General features: G+C 39.2%; 17 protein-coding genes. 4 read left to right on the top strand and 13 right to left on the bottom strand.

Features of this window, described 5'->3' with window-relative positions:
• Positions 1–177: 177 nt before the first annotated feature.
• Positions 178–564 (bottom strand): RidA family protein, encoded by a 387-nt coding sequence (locus tag ABN236_RS16370; RefSeq protein WP_006535650.1) that lies wholly within the window; start codon positions 562–564, stop codon positions 178–180.
• Positions 565–923: 359 nt separating this feature from the next.
• On the opposite strand from ABN236_RS16370, the gene ABN236_RS16375 reads away from it, so the two are divergent.
• Positions 924–1,835: a LysR substrate-binding domain-containing protein gene (locus tag ABN236_RS16375; RefSeq protein WP_349474418.1), complete on the top strand. Its 912-nt coding sequence runs from the start codon at positions 924–926 to the stop codon at positions 1,833–1,835.
• Between the two features lie 4 nt (positions 1,836–1,839).
• Here ABN236_RS16375 and ABN236_RS16380 read toward each other — a convergent pair whose 3' ends face one another.
• The 5 genes from ABN236_RS16380 to argF form a co-directional block, all read right to left on the bottom strand.
• Positions 1,840–3,015 carry an MFS transporter gene (locus ABN236_RS16380; protein WP_349474419.1) on the bottom strand — a complete coding sequence of 392 codons (1,176 nt, stop codon included), beginning with the start codon at positions 3,013–3,015 and terminating at the stop codon, positions 1,840–1,842.
• 222 nt (positions 3,016–3,237) lie between these two features.
• Positions 3,238–3,696, bottom strand: coding sequence for an aspartate carbamoyltransferase regulatory subunit (pyrI, locus tag ABN236_RS16385; RefSeq protein WP_006535648.1), 459 nt, complete (start codon positions 3,694–3,696; stop codon positions 3,238–3,240).
• A 13-nt stretch (positions 3,697–3,709) separates the two neighbouring features.
• On the bottom strand, positions 3,710–4,645 hold the full coding sequence (pyrB, locus tag ABN236_RS16390; protein WP_088493958.1) for an aspartate carbamoyltransferase: 936 nt from the start codon (positions 4,643–4,645) through the stop codon (positions 3,710–3,712).
• A complete protein-coding gene (locus ABN236_RS16395; RefSeq protein WP_164996119.1) occupies positions 4,645–4,815 on the bottom strand; it encodes a hypothetical protein in 171 nt (56 codons plus the stop codon). Before ABN236_RS16395 ends, pyrB begins: the two co-directional genes overlap by 1 nt.
• A 177-nt stretch (positions 4,816–4,992) precedes the next feature.
• Positions 4,993–5,997: an ornithine carbamoyltransferase gene (gene argF, locus ABN236_RS16400; RefSeq protein WP_349474420.1), complete on the bottom strand. Its 1,005-nt coding sequence runs from the start codon at positions 5,995–5,997 to the stop codon at positions 4,993–4,995.
• 184 nt (positions 5,998–6,181) lie between these two features.
• Here argF and rraB point away from each other — a divergent pair, with 184 nt between their 5' ends.
• A complete protein-coding gene (gene rraB, locus ABN236_RS16405) occupies positions 6,182–6,616 on the top strand; it encodes a ribonuclease E inhibitor RraB (RefSeq protein WP_088493956.1) in 435 nt (144 codons plus the stop codon).
• A 106-nt stretch (positions 6,617–6,722) separates the two neighbouring features.
• On the opposite strand, the gene ABN236_RS16410 is transcribed toward rraB, so the two are convergent.
• The 6 genes from ABN236_RS16410 to pepA all read right to left on the bottom strand — a co-directional run bounded on the left by ABN236_RS16410 (position 6,723) and on the right by pepA (position 14,395).
• A complete protein-coding gene (locus tag ABN236_RS16410) occupies positions 6,723–7,592 on the bottom strand; it encodes a pirin family protein (RefSeq protein ID WP_088493955.1) in 870 nt (289 codons plus the stop codon).
• A 362-nt stretch (positions 7,593–7,954) separates the two neighbouring features.
• The gene (locus ABN236_RS16415) at positions 7,955–8,122 is read right to left on the bottom strand and encodes a YhfL family protein (protein WP_036914671.1); all 168 of its coding nucleotides are present in this window, start codon (positions 8,120–8,122) and stop codon (positions 7,955–7,957) included.
• Positions 8,123–8,544: 422 nt separating this feature from the next.
• Complete coding sequence (locus ABN236_RS16420) at positions 8,545–9,054, bottom strand: GNAT family N-acetyltransferase (RefSeq protein WP_109394761.1); 510 nt, start codon at positions 9,052–9,054, stop codon at positions 8,545–8,547.
• Positions 9,055–9,429: 375 nt separating this feature from the next.
• Complete coding sequence (locus ABN236_RS16425; RefSeq protein WP_088493954.1) at positions 9,430–12,318, bottom strand: valine--tRNA ligase; 2,889 nt, start codon at positions 12,316–12,318, stop codon at positions 9,430–9,432.
• A gap of 13 nt (positions 12,319–12,331) precedes the next feature.
• Entirely contained in the window at positions 12,332–12,781 is a 450-nt protein-coding gene (locus tag ABN236_RS16430; RefSeq protein ID WP_023583544.1) for a DNA polymerase III subunit chi, read from the bottom strand.
• Positions 12,782–12,886: 105 nt separating this feature from the next.
• Entirely contained in the window at positions 12,887–14,395 is a 1,509-nt protein-coding gene (gene pepA, locus ABN236_RS16435) for a leucyl aminopeptidase (RefSeq protein WP_088493953.1), read from the bottom strand.
• A 286-nt stretch (positions 14,396–14,681) separates the two neighbouring features.
• On the opposite strand from pepA, the gene lptF reads away from it, so the two are divergent.
• Positions 14,682–15,779, top strand: coding sequence for an LPS export ABC transporter permease LptF (lptF, locus tag ABN236_RS16440; RefSeq protein WP_088493952.1), 1,098 nt, complete (start codon positions 14,682–14,684; stop codon positions 15,777–15,779).
• Complete coding sequence (gene lptG / locus ABN236_RS16445) at positions 15,779–16,858, top strand: LPS export ABC transporter permease LptG (protein WP_194951673.1); 1,080 nt, start codon at positions 15,779–15,781, stop codon at positions 16,856–16,858. The genes lptF and lptG overlap by 1 nt, the downstream gene beginning before the upstream one ends.
• Positions 16,859–16,924: 66 nt before the next feature.
• On the opposite strand, the gene ampH is transcribed toward lptG, so the two are convergent.
• Entirely contained in the window at positions 16,925–18,154 is a 1,230-nt protein-coding gene (ampH, locus tag ABN236_RS16450; protein ID WP_088493950.1) for a D-alanyl-D-alanine-carboxypeptidase/endopeptidase AmpH, read from the bottom strand.
• Positions 18,155–18,824 lie beyond the last annotated feature (670 nt).

Consider the following 18,824-nt stretch of genomic DNA (forward strand, 5'->3'; position numbering starts at 1 on the left):
AAACTGATCTGCATCAAGGTATTTTTGCTACATCAGGCATCAAGAGGGATTGGCAGAATTGTAAATATGTGCCAAAAACAGAAGTGATAAATTATTCATCGAAAAGTGAGAACATAAAAAAAGCAAAGTGCTCATAAAGAGACCTTTGCTTTTTTATGGCTTGCTGTTGAGACGAAATTAACGGATAGCGATAACTTCGATTTCTACTTTTGCATCTTTTGGTAAACGTGCAACTTCAACACAAGAGCGAGCAGGGAATGCAGCGTTATGCTCTTTGAAGAATGCTTCATAAGCAGCATTGATCGTACCGAAATCATTTAAATCTTTTACGAAAACAGTTGTTTTGATGATATTAGCAACAGTTAAACCCGCTTTTTCAATGATTGCTTTTACGTTTTCTAAAGATTGACGAGCTTGTTCTGCTGCATTATCAGAAACAAATTCACCGGTTGCAGGATCAACAGGTAATTGACCTGAAGTGATCACTAAATTACCTAAATCAACGCCTTGTACATAAGGGCCAATCGCAGCTGGGGCTTTATCGGTATTAATTTCGTAAGACATGTAGAACTCCTGTTTTTATAAGATTAACGCTAACATTCGATTAGTGCGACGCTATTATAGCCAGCGCTTCAGGTTAGCAATATGACAGATGTCAGGCTTTATCATAAAGTCTGCAATTATAAAAAGAAAATGAACTCATGTAATTACTTCATTTTGATGTGTATTTTTCCCTGAATAAAGGGGCCTTTTATAGAAAAATTTTTTATAAAAATAATTTTTTATATAAGTTTATTTTTCAAAAATATCCCATTTATGCTTTTAGAGTGGAATTATTCTATAATGAAGAAACATCGTGCTTTTTATAACAACTTTTATCGAAGTATTGTTTGATGCAAGATTTAGAATAATAGTAGGTGGCTATGACGCAATTCAATTCACTTTCTGGTATCACCGCTTTTGTTGCAACGGCTCAAACAGGTAGCTTTACTGAAGCTGCATCTCGTTTAGGAATAACTAAATCAGCCGTTGGGAAAAGTGTGACTCGGTTAGAAGAGCATTTAGGTATTAATCTACTATTAAGAACAACACGACGTTTAACGTTGACCTCTGAAGGTGCGTATTATTTACAGCAGTGCCAAATAGCACTTTCTATTCTTGAACAAGCTAATAATCAAGTTCAAGAAAACCAGTCGGTATTAACAGGAAAAATTCGTCTGGATTTACCGTCTGCTTTTGGTCGTAAATGTATTATGCCTGTTTTAATGACATTAATGGATAAGCAGCCCCAGCTTAAAATGAGTGTTTCATTTAGTGAGCGCTATATTGATATGCATGAGGAGAGCGTAGATTTAGTCGTTCGTATCGGGCATTTACCTGATAGTAGCAATGTTGTTGCACGACAATTGACAACACAAAAACTGGTTCTCTGTGCTTCACCGATTTATTTGCAAAAATATGGCATACCTAAAGAAATCGAAGCGTTATCAGACCATCGTTGTATTGTGGGATTTCGGCAAAATGCCCCTTTTTATTGGATGCTAAAAGAGGAAGGAACCTTCCACCAATATATTCCAACTCCTTTCTATGAACTTGCTGATGGTGATGCAATGCTTGACGCAGTGATCCATGGTTATGGTATTGCTCAACTTCCGTTATGGATGATTGGGGATAAGCTTAAAGAAGGGCAATTACAGCGCATCTTGATCAAAACAGAAGGATATCAATCTCCTATCAATATGATGTGGCATAAAGGGCGAAAAATACCACCTAAAACACGTTATATAGCAGATGCATTGCTTCAGGTGGCAAAAGAAGGCGGATTTGATGAGTAAATATTTATTGCTGGTAAGCCATTTCACAATTTGGTGATTGCAATCGTACTCGTAACCAAATGGTACCCAATGCGAGTAGTGAAAAAATTATACCTACCCAAATTATCATTTGTAATTCAATGTGTTGAATAACCCACGCGCCAACCATAGAACCCACCGTTATCCCTAAATTAGAAAAAGCGATATAAAGGCTATTTGCAAATTCAGGTGCTGCTTTTGCATCTCTCATTAACCATGTTTGAGAAATAATTAATCCTGATGTGTGTAACATGCCCCAAAGAATGATCAGTGGGATCATGGCAAGCGTCTGAGAACCGCTTAACCAGATAAATAAGTAGATAAAACAAAACAATATTGGATAAGTTATTGTTGTTTTAACGACATTTCGCTGTAAATAGTGACTAAAAATAAAATTACCAAAATAACCACTCACACCAAATACAATCAGTAATGTGCTGGTCATATTGTTTGAAAACCCTGTGATATTCACTAAAAAATCAGCAATATAGCTAAATCCAGCAAACATGGCTGAAAAGATAAGTGTCACGGTAGCAATACTTAACCAAACTGTTGGTTTTGTTAATACTTTTAATTGATCACTAATTTTAAGCGGTGCAGTGACTTTAATTGAAGGCACAAAAAACACAATGCCAATAAAAGCGATAACACTGGTGATAGCGCCAAACCAAAATGCCATACTTAATGACCAAGTTTCAGCAATAAAAGCACTAAGTGGCATACCTAAAACCATTCCCACCGCAACACCAGAAAAAACAATAGCAACGCCATGAGTGGATTTTTCTACTGGTACTGAATTTGCTGCCACCATTAGCGCTATTGCGAAAAATAGCGCATGGGTAAATGCTGGTAGAATACGAAATAGTAAAATAACGTGATATTGATGTGTTAATGCATAAACAGTATTGGAAATAATAAATAGGGCCATTATGACCAACAGTACCGTTTTGCGATTAAATCGCCCAAATAAAAGTGTAATAGTTGGACCTGTTATTGCGACAACAATAGCGTAGATACTGACCAAAAAGCCCACTTGTGGCGCAGTGATATTCATTTGTTCGACAAGTTGTGGTAGCAATCCAATCACCGCAACTTCGGTTGTGATCACACCAAAAACAGCCAGTGACAGTGTTAAAAGTAATAAGCGAGTTTTTGTTTGCATAAGTCTATCCGCAGAAGGCGAAAATTCGTCTCTGTTAAAGTAATTAAGTAAGTGATTTAGCGGATATATCCAGACTTTATGATGACAAAAAGTGAGAGAAAACAGAAGATCTACTTTGGTGATTCTAAGTAGAGAAAATATCTACAATGAAGAGTATTGTTGCTTTAATAGATAGTTATGACAAAAAAACTATCTGCCCTTGCGAGCAGATAGTTAAAAGAATTAACGAATAACCGCGTGGCGTTCGAACTCTTTTTCACAGTACTTGCAGGTTAATACAACATCTGAGGCCAGTTTTTTGACACGGAAACTGCTTTGTACTGGCTCGTTATGGCTAATACAGTTGCTATTAGGACAAGGCACCACATCTTCAAGCAATTCTGGCAAGCTTAATGCCATTTTATTAACGACTTGATAATCATCGATGATATTTACAGTTGCTTGAGGCGCATACATCGCTAAACGGTTTGCTTGCTCAGAGGTTAAAAAGACATTTTCGATTTTAATTAAGTCTTTTTTACCTAAATTTTCTGAAGGTAAATTAAAACCTACTGTTATTCTTTCATCCGTTTCTGTTAAGCGAAATAGTGACAGAATTTTAAAGCCCACCTGCGCTGGAATATGATCAATAACAGTCCCACGTTTGATAGCTTCAACTTTTAGTTTGTGATCATGTGTCATGGTGTGCTCCTTATTAAAGAACTAAGTTTTTATTCAGAACTAAGGCAAGTAATGCCTGACGTGCGTAGATACCGTTGCCTGCTTGTTGGAAATAATAAGCGTAAGGTGTTTTATCTACATCTGTCGTGATTTCATCGATACGTGGCAGGGGGTGTAGGATCTTAAGGTTATCTTTCACATTCACAAGATCTGCACTGGTTAAGATAAATTGTGCTTTAACATTCGCGTATTCAGATGGGTCTAAACGCTCTTTTTGTACGCGAGTCATATACAGAATATCTAGCTCTGGCATCACTTCATCTACTGTTTCATGTTGGCTGTATTCAACACCATTTTCTTCCAGCAAGTGAAGAATATGCTCTGGCATGGCGAGTACTTTAGGGGCGATAAAATAGAGATGATTACCTTTAAATTTCGCCAATGCTTGTGCCAGTGAATGTACTGTTCTGCCATATTTTAAGTCACCGACCATCGCGATATTGAGGTTATCTAAACGGCCTTGCGTTTCTTGGATGGTAAACAAATCCAGCAAAGTCTGTGTTGGATGCTGATTTGCACCATCACCTGCATTGAGTACTGGAATATCGCCCGCAAACTCAGAGGCTAAACGTGCTGCACCTTCTTGAGGATGGCGAATAACAATGGCGTCAGCATAAGTGCGAAGAACCGAAATGGTATCCGCTAATGTTTCACCTTTTTTACCCAGTGAAGTGTTGCTTCCATCAGAAAAACCGACAACTGATGCACCTAGGCGGTGGATAGCTGTCTCAAATGATAAGCGAGTACGTGTTGATGCTTCAAAAAAGCAGCTCGCAATCACTTTGTCTTTCAACAATTCGTTATTAGGTTGCTGTTTGAGTTTATTAGCAACGTGAAGAACAGACTCCAAATCTTCCCTGTCCAGATCATTGATGGAGATAATATGCTTTTGGTAGAGCGGATTAGTCATTAGAGTTCTCCTTTGGCGATGAATTGTGCGATAGATGGTTTTTTATAGGCCAAAAAAAACCCCTCAATAAGAGGGGCTTTAAAAAATTGGGCTATTGGAAAAAAGAGAATGCGCTTGCGACCAGTTAAGGTGCTTGTTTTTGTTACGAATTGGAATAGGCGCTGTTTCATCTTTCCTCCTGACAAATTGTGGCGCATTATACGCATCTTAGAGTTGCACGCAAGCGTTTGCTTTTATTTTTTGCAAAAAAATTTTTTTAATTTAAAAATCAATAAGCTTGAGATAAAACAAAGAAAACACCTATTTTTTCATAAATAAAAAATAGGTGTTTTGCATGATTATGTATTTTAGAAAGGATTTGCAAGGGTAGCGACCATCACTGCTTTTATGGTGTGAAGACGGTTCTCTGCTTCATCAAACACAATGCTGTGTTTTGATTCAAAAACCTCATCAGTAACTTCAAAGCCACCATAGAGATTAAATTCTTCAGCTAATGCTTTACCCATCGTTGTTTCTTCGTCATGAAAAGCGGGTAAACAGTGAAGGAATTTGACGTCTGGATTTCCGGTTAATTTTATAACATCCATATTGACCTGATAAGGCTTCAGTAACGCAATACGCTCTTTCCAAACCTCTTTTGGTTCGCCCATAGAAACCCACACATCAGTGTAAAGAAAATCAGCGTTTTTAACACCTTCAGCTACATTTTCAGTTAGCGTGATATTTCCGCCATTTTTCTTGGCAATTTCTTGGCATTGAGCAACTAAACTCGCTTCAGGCCAACATGCTTTAGGCGCAACTAAACGTAAATCCATACCTGTTAATGCAGCCGCTTCCAGCATAGTATTACCCATGTTGTTACGAGCATCACCAAGGTAAGCAAATACCGTTTCTGATAATGGTTTAGCTTGATGTTCAGTGATAGTCAGTAAATCGGCTAATAACTGTGTTGGGTGGAATTCATTGGTTAAACCATTCCAAACAGGTACACCTGAATATTGTGCAAGTGCACCTACTGTTTTTTGTCCGTAACCCCGGTACTGAATTCCATCATACATACGGCCTAATACACGAGCAGTATCTTTTATCGATTCTTTATGTCCAATTTGGCTTCCTCCCCCCAGATAAGTCACTCTTGCACCTTGATCAAATGCAGCGACTTCAAACGCACAACGGGTACGTGTTGAATCTTTTTCAAAAATCAGTGCGATATTTTTTCCAGTAAGATACTGAGTTTCTTGACCGGATTTTTTGGCTTTTTTCAGTTGTGCTGACAATGTAAGCAGTTGTTGAATTTCAGCAGGTGAAAAATCAAGTAAACGTAAGAATGATTTCTGATAAAAAGGGTTCATAGAGTGATATCCTGTCATTGAATTTATATTCAATTTATATCAATAAATATTCATCATCAACCCCTAAAGGAAAACTTTTAATTTAAACAGTATGCGATAAGGAGATCATATTAAGTATGGAGTGTTGATCCTGCCTGTGGGACAATGAACGAGATACCTTTTCAGACTATTGCGGAGCATGATTATGGCGGACAGCAAAGAGTTAGCAGAACAACGTGAAGAAACACGTCTTATTATTGAAGAATTACTGGAAGATGGCAGTGATCCAGATGCACTGTATGCCATTGAGCACCATATTTCTTGTGAAAATTTTGAAACACTAGAAAAAGCAGCCGTTGAAGTTTTTAAATTAGGTTACGAAGTGACTGAGCCTGAAGAAATTGAAGTCGAATCAGGTGAGATTTTAGTTTGCTTTGATGCAGTCAGTGAAAGTGGTTTGAATGCTGAACTTATTGATGCTCAAGTTGAGCAATTAATGAATTTAGCTGAAAAAATGGGTGTCTATTACGATGGTTGGGGGACTTATTTTGAAGATCCTGACGCAGAGTATGATGATGAAGAGGGTGAAGACGAAGACGACGAAGAAGAAGAGTCTGATAAGTCATCACGTTTACATTAATTTTTGCTAAATGTTGTCCTTTTGTACCTGATTTTTCAGTGCAATATAGCACCAGCCACAAAATTGTTGCTTTGTGACTGGTGTTATTGTTTTTAAGCTAATGTCATTAATCCATTACGCCAAATTTACCATTGTCATAATCATCAAAAGCTTGTTGTAGCTCTTCTTGCGTGTTCATCACAAAAGGTCCTTGCCCTGCAATAGGCTCATTAATTGGCTCACCGGTTAAAATTAAAACAATGGTGTCACCCATTGATTCTAATGTGAGCGTATCGCCATGATTATCTAACATCACCATATCGTGTTGACGTGCAATTTCACTATCATTGATATGTACGGCGCCTTTTACTACAAACAGCATTGCATTATGACCTTCAGGAATACTGTAATGTGAAACACCTGCGCGATTTAAACGTAGATCCCACACATTCAGCGGCGAGTAGGTCATTGCCACACCTTGTGTGTTGGCATAATTACCTGCAATCACTCTGACATAACCTTGGTTATTTGATAATTCAACATGAGGGATATCCTCTGCTTTCAGCGCCTGATAACGAGGCTGTGTCATTTTGTACGCTGTTGGCAGATTCACCCAAAGTTGCACCATTTCCAATACACCGCCTTCTTTGGTCATTTTTTCAGAGTGATACTCTTTATGCAAAATACCAGAAGCCGCGGTCATCCATTGCACATCACCTGCGGTAATCGTTCCTGCGTGACCTTTAGAGTCATGATGAGAAACTTCACCTTGATAGGCGATTGTTACGGTTTCAAATCCACGATGAGGATGCGCTCCTACACCACGGGCATTAGTAACAGGTTTAAACAGTGTTGGCTCAGCATAATCCATCAGCAGAAACGGGCTATGTTTCTCACCATTTTCCTGATAGGAAAATAAGGTGCTGACTGGAAAGCCATTACCTACCCAGTGTGAATTTGGCGCCGAATAAATATGATTAATCTGTCTGATAGTCATGATTGTTCTCCGAGTTAAGGAAAGAAACCGCAATAACCAAGACACAGAAGGAGGTAATACAGATTATTGCGATTTCTTAATGAGGCTGATCATAAAGTGTTCTCATGATGAACAAAATAGGGGGAATTTGTTGATGGTGTTCAAAAAAAATGAATGAATTTGAACAGTGAAAATGAAAGAACAAGAATGTAATAAAGAGAGTAGGAATAATAAAAGGGTTATATTTAAATAATTAATTAAATAGTTTTTGGTGTAATGGTTTTTATTTGATTCTATTTTTAAAAATGAAAACAAAAAACTACATCCTTTCTTAGCAACAATAAGTCAGAATGTAGTTTATTAATATATTTATTTCTTAAATCTTATTTGCTTGTGTCGCCACAACCGCCAATGATTTTAGAAATAGAAACTGCTGGGTGCAGTAAGTAGTCGTAGTTACAGTCTTTTTCTTTATTGTATACGCTACCAGTACAACCGGTCATTACGGTAATTACAGAAGCAATAAGTGCAATTTTAACAAAGTTTTTCATGAAAAAATTCCTTTTAAATTTTAGAGTTATAAAAGCCAATGCATGACTTTATCTGCATAAAGATATTAAATTAGCTATAAATAGCAATATAAAAAAATCTCTTTTTTAAAATATAAAATAAGATAAATAATATTTTATTTAAGAGGGATAATGTGATTATCTAGAGTGGAATGAAAAATAATTTAAACTTGTGGGTTTTAATAAAATTTGAGATAAGAATTTCATTAATAATATTTTGATAATAATTAATTAAGAAATTAATCATGAAAATAAGCACATAAACATACTGTATTTATATCATTTTGATAAATTGGATTTGTGTTAATAGATGCTATTTATTGCTAATAAAAACCCGCATAAGAAATGCGGGTCAAGTAGAGCTTATTTTATTTATTGTATTACGTAGGGAACAGCAAGAACGCTTAAAGTGGCTTCACCATACGGATCTCACAATCACTATGTCCAGTGTTGCCTAAAGCTTCATCAATAAATTCGAATCCTAGTTTTTCGTATAAACCGACAGCCGCTTTTAAGATATCTGTGGTTTCTAAATAGCAACGGCTAAAGCCTTGCTCTTTACCAAACTCAAGAGATTGCAGAACGATTTTTTTCGCAATACCTTTGCCACGCAGTTTGGATGAAAGGTACATTTTTTGTAGTTCACATGTATTGCCATCACCACCAGCTAGTGGTGCGACACCACCCCCACCAACAACTTCTCCATCCATTTCAACAACCCAGTAAGCACTGCGTGGCTGATGATAAACTTCATAGAGGGTATCTAAAATTGGATCGGCAACCGCAAAGCCTTTATCGGCAGTTAAACCGTGCTCTGCTGAGACTTCACGAATAACGCGTGCAATACCTGCGTTGTCTTTTTCTTCAATGGCTCGAATAACAATATTTGAGGTTATAGCTTGGGTTGCAGTCATAGTTGCACTCATCGTTTTCACTTATTAGTAGAATATTTTTTGATTATTTATTGAGAGAGCACCGGAAAGGAACTTCTTCATTGAAAGTAGCACTGATGGCTACAAAAACTATCTTAATTGATTAAGCGTGTTTGTAAACCGTTAACCCTTTCTCTTTGCTTAACTTCTCCATTTATTTCTAGCGTTATATTTTAGTGAGTGATTAAATTTAAGTGAAAATAGAGGATGAAACGACGTATTGACGAGAATAGAACCGTGAATAATAAGAAATGAAGTGAAAAATGGTTTTATTTTTTGGCTGAAAGAGACTAAGTAAAAACCCGCGATAAACGCGGGTTTTCATTATCAATCTCGGCGTCTTTAAAGCGATAGTGCTTATAAAGAGGCGATAGAGACTTTCTGTGCAATTAGCTTCTCTTTTGCACTTAAGCATGTCGCTAAGCGTTCACGCTCTTTAGCAACAACCGCTTCTGGCGCACGGCTAACAAAGCCATCGTTAGATAATTTGCTGTCTAAAGTTGTGATATCTTTTTCTACTTTTTCAAGCTCTTTATCTAAACGTGCAAGCTCTGCATCTTTATCGATAAAGCCTGCCATTGGGATCAGCAATTCTGCACCGTTAACCAGTTTGTTTACTGATAATGGCGCTTCTTCACCTTCTGCTAATGGACGGATATCGGCTAAACGACCCATTGCTTTTAAGAAACCAATATTGTCACTAACGCGACGTTTCGCATTGTCATCGGCACCACGTAAGATAACTTCAAGTGGTTTACCCGGAGCAATATTCATTTCAGCACGGATATTACGAACCGCAACGATAACTTCTTTGATCCACTCCAGATCGTTCAGTGCTTGTTCATCCACCAGTGAAGCATCGAATTCAGGGAAAGCTTGTAGCATGATGGTTTCACCTTCAATGCCTTTAACTTCCTTCACACGTTGCCAGATTGTCTCTGTGATAAATGGAATAATTGGATGAGCAAGACGCAGTAAGCCTTCTAACACTTCAATCAGTGTATGACGTGCTGCGCGTTTTTGTGCATCATTACCTTTGTGTACCGCAGGTTTTGATAGCTCAAGATACCAGTCACAGAATTGGTTCCAAGTGAACTCATATAAAATACCGGCAGCGATATCGAAACGATAGTTATCTAACGCTTCACGATAGGCTTTAACGGTATTGTTAAATTCAGCTAAGATCCAGCGGTCAGCCAGTGAGAATGTCATCTCACCACCTTGGTAGCCACAATCTTGATCTTCAGTATTCATCAGAACAAAGCGGCTTGCGTTCCACAGCTTGTTACAAAAGTTACGGTAACCAGACAGGCGTTTCATATCCCAGTTAATATCGCGACCTGTTGAAGCTAATGCCGCTAAGGTAAAGCGCAGAGCATCTGTACCGTGTGCTTCAATACCTTCTGGGAACTCTTTGCTAGTACGTTTAGCAATTTTTTCAGCCATTTGTGGCTGCATCATATTACCAGTACGTTTTTCTAACAGGTTCTCTAATGAAATACCGTCAATCATATCCAGAGGATCAAGTACGTTACCTTTGGATTTTGACATTTTCTGGCCTTCTTCATCACGAATAAGACCTGTCATATAAACCGTATTAAATGGAACTTGCGGTTTACCGTCTTCATCTTTGATGAAGTGCATGGTCATCATGATCATGCGAGCGATCCAGAAGAAAATGATATCGAATCCACTGACTAATACATTCGTTGGATGGAATGTTTTTAGTGCTTCAGTGTTTTCAGGCCAGCCTAATGTTGAGAATGTCCACAGTGCAGATGAGAACCACGTATCCAGTACGTCATCATCTTGGCGTAATGCGACATCAGCGGCGATATTGTTTTCACGACGAACTTCTTCTTCATCACGACCAACATAAACGTTGCCTTGGTTGTCATACCAAGCAGGGATACGGTGACCCCACCACAGTTGACGAGAAATACACCAATCTTGGATATCATTCATCCATGAGAAGTACATGTTTTCGTACTGTTTTGGTACAAATTGGATCTCACCATTTTTAACAGCTTCAACGGCTGGTTTCGCTAAAGGTGCTGCACGAACATACCATTGGTCTGTTAATAAAGGTTCGATAACCACGCCACCACGGTCGCCATAAGGTACGGTTAAATCGTGAGGCTTGATCTCTTCTAATAAACCTAGACGTTCGAATTCAGCGACCATTGCTTTACGAGCAGCAAAGCGTTCCATACCTTGGTAGGCTTCTGGAATTTCAGTGCTGTAAACGTCAGATTCAACACCATTGGTGTCTAATACTTCTGCGCTAACACGGATATTGCCATCAAAATCCATGATATTAATCATTGGTAATTGATGACGACGTCCAACTTCATAGTCATTAAAGTCGTGAGCAGGGGTGATTTTTACGCAACCCGTCCCTTTTTCCATATCTGCGTGTTCGTCCGCTAAAATAGGAATACGACGGTTAACGATTGGTAGAATAATTTCTTTACCAATTAAATCTTTATAGCGAGGATCTTCAGGGTTAACAGCAACACCAGTATCACCTAACATGGTTTCAGGACGTGTTGTTGCAACAATCAGGTAATCTTTACCTTCTGCTGTTTTTGCCCCATCCGCTAAAGGATAACGCAGATGCCACATAGATCCTTTAACTTCACGGTTTTCAACTTCAAGATCAGAAATCGCCGTGTGTAATTTAGGGTCCCAGTTAACAAGGCGTTTACCGCGGTAGATGAGATCTTCTTTATGTAAGCGAACAAAAGCTTCTTTAACGGCTTTAGATAAACCCTCGTCCATGGTGAAACGTTCACGTTCCCAATCAACAGAGTTACCTAAACGACGCATTTGGTTAGAAATGTTACCGCCTGATTCCGCTTTCCATTCCCAAATTTTGTCGATAAACGCATCACGACCATAGTCATGACGGTTTTTACCTTCTTCAGCAGCAATTTTACGCTCAACGACCATTTGAGTCGCGATGCCCGCATGGTCAGTCCCTGACTGCCATAAGGTGTTTTTACCTTGCATGCGCTGGTAACGGATCATGGTATCCATAATGGTCTGCTGGAAAGCATGGCCCATATGTAGGCTACCTGTGACGTTTGGTGGTGGGATCACGATACAGAAGCTTTCTTTCGTTGTATCGCCATTGGCTTTAAAGTAGCCGTTTTTTTCCCAATGCTGATACAGAGGTTGTTCAATCTCTGCTGGATTATATGTTGTGTCGAGCGATGGCTCTTTCGGTGCGGATTTATTTTCCATATTCTTTACGTATTCAATAGGTTGGCGGCGTAGCCATTGTCAAAGTAAAGCCGACGCTACGATAAATTTTATATCGTTCACGCGCCAACTGTTTCAATTGTTCATCAATAGGTACAAAGTCTATCACTTCATGGAAAGCTGTGGCAAAGTCTACGAATTGCGATTGCAAATTAATCAAGAGATCACGAGGTGCATTACCACGTTTTCCAGGCCAACATAATTCAACAGGAGAGCCATAACGAGGGCCTTCACCTGCTAGATTATGAGGAACAAACTGATGAGGTTCTCTTGCCCATAATGCCTCATCAAGCAATTCAGCTTGAGCCTGAGACTCACAAACCAACAAAATGCGTTTGCCTAATCGCCAATGTTCAGCGGTAAGTTGACAGGCAAGCCACTCATGAGCCTGTAAATCATCGTGTATTGATGGGTGTTCCATTAAATAAAACGTGGCGTTTTTCATGATATCCCGATAACAGAAGGGTATTGCGTTGCAATACCCTTCTTGGAGTCTGCTCTATTTACCATAATAATAGGGTAATACCTTAACCCTGATAATTATGCGGTATTAATCGTCGCTATTCAAACCCGCGCGATTAAGTAAGAACTGAGACAATAAAGAAACAGGACGGCCTGTTGCGCCTTTTGCTTTGCCAGAACGCCATGCGGTACCTGCAATATCCAAGTGAGCCCAGTTATATTTAGTCGCAAAACGCGCTAAGAAACAACCGGCAGTAATTGCGCCACCTAAACGGCCACCTGTATTTGCTAAGTCAGCAAAATTAGATTCGATTTGTTCATAGAACTCATCGCCTAATGGTAAACGCCAAGCGCGATCACCTGCTTGCTCTGATGCATTCATTAATTCATGTGCTAACGGGTTATGATTAGACATTAATCCGCTGTAGTGATGCCCTAAAGCCACCATACAAGCACCTGTTAATGTGGCGATATCGACAACTAATTCAGGCTCAAAGCGCTCAACATAAGTTAACGTATCACACAGCACTAAACGACCTTCAGCATCAGTATTTAATACTTCAACAGTTTGGCCTGACATGGTTGTTAAAATATCACCAGGGCGATACGCTTTTCCACCCGGCATGTTTTCACAACCTGCAAGTACGCCAATAACGTTGATTGGCAACTGGAGTTCAGCCACAACACGCATCACACCATAAACGGTTGCTGCACCACACATGTCGTATTTCATCTCATCCATGCCATCAGCAGGTTTGATAGAAATACCGCCCGAGTCAAATGTCAGCCCTTTACCCACTAATACGATTGGGCGAGCTTCAGGATCTTTATTGCCTTTATATTCGATAATCGACATTAACGATTCATTTTGAGAGCCCTGACCTACCGCAAGGTAAGCATTCATATTGAGCTCTTTCATTTGCTCTTCGCCAATAACACGCGTAGAAACATTTGAAGATGAGTCAGCCAATTGACGAGCTTGAGACGCCAAATAAGCAGCATTACAGATATTTGGTGGCATGTTAGCTAAATCTTTACATGCTTTAATACCTGATGCGATAGCTAAGCCGTGTGCAATTGCGCGCTCACCACTTGGTAGTTCACGACGAGTAGGTACATTAAAGACCATCTTACGTAATGGACGACGTAATTCTGTCTTATTGCTTTTCAGTTGATCAAAGGTATAGAGGCAGTCTTTTGCAGTCTCAACCGCTTGACGCACTTTCCAGTAATTATTACGACCTTTAACATGTAACTCAGTCAGAAAGCAGACGGCTTCCATCGAGCCAGTTTCGTTGAGTGTGTTAATGGTTTTTTGAATGATCTGTTTATACTGGCGTTCATCCAATTCACGCTCTTTACCGCAACCAATCAGTAAAACGCGCTCAGAGAGAACATTTGGTACATGATGTAACAGCAATGATTGTCCGACTTTGCCTTCCAGTTCACCTCTGCGTAACAGGGCGCTGATATAGCCATCACTGATTTTATCAAGTTGCTCCGCGATCGGAGATAAACGACGAGGCTCAAACACCCCCACGATAATACAAGCGCTGCGTTGTTTCTCTGGGCTGCCGCTTTTTACATTAAACTCCATGCGTTCTCCTGAATATTAAAGACAAAAACGGAAAGTATCGTTTAGAATAGTGATCCGCATTAATCTACCCCATAGAAAGTTTACTTTTTATGTTAAGCTAAATGCATTAATTGAACACAACTAATTTAGCTAACTTATAAGCTTGTTCTTATTGGGAACCTGTTTATAGCATGTTTTGATATCATTTGGGCTGCAAGAATGTCTAACTGAGATGCACAAATGATAGATATACAACGAAGTTAGCGATTTTCCTGCAAAAAGACAAGTTTTCACAGGCATAACTAGCGTGATTATAATTCGATATTTAGCTCGGGAAACCCTTAAAAGTCAGATAGCCATCTTATTTATTCTGATGCTTATCTTCTTTAGCCAGAAACTGGTTGAAATTTTAGGGGCTGCTGTTGAAGGTAACATTCCTACAAACCTCGTGATTTCTCTGCTGTGGCTGGGAATTCCTGAGATGGCACAGCTTATTCTTCCATTAAGCCTTTTTCTTGGGCTTCTGATGACTTACAGCAAACTTTATGTTGAAAGTGAGATAACCGTCATGAATGCGTGCGGAATAGGTAAGAAAGCATTAGTGCAAGCTGCACTGTTGCTCTCATTACTGACCAGCGCATTAGCCGCAGGAAATGTCATTTGGCTTATTCCTTGGTCTTCGGTGCATCAAGAGCAAGTCCTTGAGGATGCTAAAGCAAATCCAAGTTTAGCGGCATTGATGGAAGGGCAATTTAAAATGTCCAGTGACCGCAATATGGTGCTCTATCTTGGTAGTGTAAAAGGAAACCAATTCCAAGATGTGTTCCTTGCACAGTTGCGTCCAACACAAGATCAGCGTCCTTCTGTCGTGGTGGCAGATAAAGGTTATACCAAAGAATTACCTAACGGGAATCAAATAGTCGTATTAAGTGAGGGAACTCGCTATGAAGGTACGGCGGTATTGCGTGATTTTCGTATTACTGATTTTAATGACTACCAAGCCGTTATTGGGCACCGTGAATCTACCATTAGCAGTAATCGTGTAGAGCAAAAAACGATGACTGAGCTTTGGCATTCTAATGAAACAGAATCTATCGCTGAATTCCATTGGCGCTTAACCTTGATTTTTTCTGTCGTCATTATGGCTGTGATGGTCGTACCTTTAAGTGAGGTAAACCCACGCCAAGGTCGCGTATTAAGTATGCTGCCTGCCATGCTGCTTTATCTGGTGTTCTTCTTATTACAAAGTTCATTGCACTCTAATGGTGAAAAAGGAAAATTGGACCCTCTCATTGCAATGTGGAGTGTTAATGGTGTTTATCTTGCCTTGGCTATCTTATTGAATGTTTGGGATACCTTGCCTATGCGTAAATTCCGTGCTCGCTTTAAGAAAGGAGTTGCCTGATGTTTGGTGTATTAGATAGATATATCGGGCGTACTATTTTACAGTCAATTTTGATGACACTATTTTTGCTGGTTTCACTATCCGGCATTATCAAATTTGTCGATCAACTCCGTAAAGTAGGGCAAGGGGATTTCACCACACTGGATGCGGGTATTTATGCCATTTTAAATATCCTTAAAGATGTGCAGATTTTCTTCCCTATGGCGGCATTATTGGGGGCGTTATTAGGATTAGGCGCATTAGCAACACGCAGTGAGCTGGTGGTGATGCAAGCGTCAGGATTCACCCGTTTGCAAATTGCAGGCTCAGTGATGAAAACCGCTATTCCATTAGTATTGTTAACAGTACTCATTGGTGAATGGGGCGCACCACAAGGTGAGCAATACGCACGTAACTATCGCGCTGAAAAAATCATGGGTAACTCTTTAGTTTCTACTAACCGTGGTATGTGGGCTAAAGATGGCAACCAATTTATTCATATCAACCGAATAAAGAGCCAAAATGAGATGCAAGGCATCACACTCTATGATTTTAATAATGATAGAAAACTAGAAACGGTACGCTATGCATCAAGTGCAACCTACGATGTGAATAAAAAAACGTGGATGTTAAAGCAAGTTGAGCAGTCAGATTTAACTAATCCACAAAAAATCACAGGTAAAAAACAGGTATCACTGGAGTGGCCAACACGACTAACGCCAGAAAAACTAAGTGTTGTGGCGTTAGATCCGGATGCATTATCAATCAGTGGACTCTATCAATACGTTAAATATCTAAAACAGAGTGGGCAAGAATCAGCCAACTATGAGCTGAATTTCTGGAAAAAAATCTTTGCTCCAATCTCTGTTGCAGTAATGATGTTGATGGCGTTGTCATTTATTTTTGGCCCATTACGTACAGTACCAATGGGATTAAGAGTCTTAACGGGTATCTCTTTTGGCTTCTTATTCTATATCGTCAATGAGGTTTCAGGACGATTAAGCTTGGTTTATGGCATACCCGCAGTGATTGCAGCATTAGTGCCGGGAATACTCTTCCTAACATTAAGTTTATGGTTATTGATGAAGCGTAATCGCTAAGTAATATCAGCCAAGAAAAACAAAAGCGCCTTACAAGGCGCTTTTTTATCGCTATTGGATATGCCATCACTGATAAAAATCTTTTGCTAAAGCACGAACAAGCGCATTAGTACCCTGAGTCACTTCACTAAATTTAGTGCCGTTAGGTTTACGGGTGATCACCACAAATACACCGATATTTAATTCAGGAATGGTTGCCATATAAGTATTAAAGCCACCACCGCCCCCAGTTTTTTGGTAAATCGCTGGAATACCATTAGCGGGAGCCATATAAACCCATCCTAAACCTACGCCATCAGCACGACCTGCAACGTCCATTCCTTCTATTGAAGAGAGTCGATTACGAGGAAAGTAGACAGATTGCTCTTTACTTGCGGTTGCTTTTCGCATGGCATTATGAGAAGTCAAAAAGCCTTGCATCCAGCGTTGCATATCTGCTGGTGTTGAGTACACACCGCCACTTCCAGCTGCTGCAATAGTGTCAGAGCATGGACTTGGTTTATATCCTACTAATAGCCGCTGGCATTGTTCTGGGGTCGGCGTCAATGTGGTATTAGTCATACCCGCAGGTCGAGTAACATATTGTTGTAAAAGTTGAGGATAACTTTTACCCGATGCTTTCACTAAGGCATCCGCTAATAGATCGTAAGCTAGATTTGAATAAGCGGCTTGATCCCCTGCGGTTGATGTCAGGGTTGCTTTTTTCAACCAGTTCCAACGGTCGCCATGTGTTGGCCATATAAAAACAGGTCTTCCCCATTTTCCGCCGGGTTGTTCTCGTGGAAAGCCACTAGTATGGCTTGCTAAATGATAAAGACGGATAGGGGATTGAGAGCTGACTAATGGGATATTTACGCCATAGTAACTGTATTTTTGCAGTGGATCGGTGACTAATAATTTTCCATCATCTTGTAACTTTAACATTACTTCACTGGTCATCAGCTTTGTGATAGAAGCGATACGGATCAGTGAGTTCATTGATGGTGCATTGCGACTTTCAGGTGTTGTCGTCCCAAAAGAACGATTTAAGGTTTGAGAGTTATTGATCATGACAATAACCATACCTTGAGGATTACTCTTTTGATAAATCTGTGAAGCGTATTTATCAAACAACGCACTTGCATTGCTTACATTGGGGCTTAATGCCGTAGGCCATTGCGTCAGTTCAGGCACATTGTTCTGTTGATTTAACATAGACGGTTGTGTCGCTGGTGGTAATGACGAACGTTGGCTACACGCATTCAATGTCAGTAAAGCGACGGGGATCATAAGATACTTTAGAAAATGTTTTTTCATTTTTACTTTCAACAGAAGTCAGTGAAGTGAAAGGAGTGCGATCAACATAAAATTGTTTATGTTTTAATTTGGTGCCTTTCTTATCGCGCTATTTTTTCTTTATCATTTTTAATACGGCACCTAAGATAATACCAACAAATATGCCCGTTATAATCCAGCCAACAATGCCCATAACACCGCCTTCTAATCAGTTTTAAACCAAATTTTGATTATATTATCAGAAATAAGAATGTCTATCAGTGCAAGAGCCAGTTATCAAAAAGTTGGCATTAAATGTGTCAAATTGTCTCTAAGAAAAAGATAGTGAAGAAAAACTGCATCATAAAAAGACATTTCTCTCATATTTCTCCTCTAAAAATGAGGTAAGTATTACCGTTAAGTTACAATCTCCCTCGGTTTATCTTAGTTTTTAACCCTATTATTAGCTTTTCTTTATTATTAAGTTAGGATATGTATATCAAGAAAATGTTAATGAATAGTATTATATCTTTCATAAATTAACATTATCAGTGTTTTAATTTAATAGGTGCCGCTTTTGGATGGTGCATTTAGTGTTTTATAAAGATAATATAAGAGTGTGTCATATTTTGTAATAATTTAGTGATTGTGGGATTGTGAAATTAAATTTATTATAGCTTCATCAAGTCGAGAGACTGAGAATATAAGCGTT

The organism is Proteus sp. fly-1013 (genome assembly GCF_040140245.1).
GTDB classification, from domain to species: domain Bacteria; phylum Pseudomonadota; class Gammaproteobacteria; order Enterobacterales; family Enterobacteriaceae; genus Proteus; species Proteus mirabilis_B.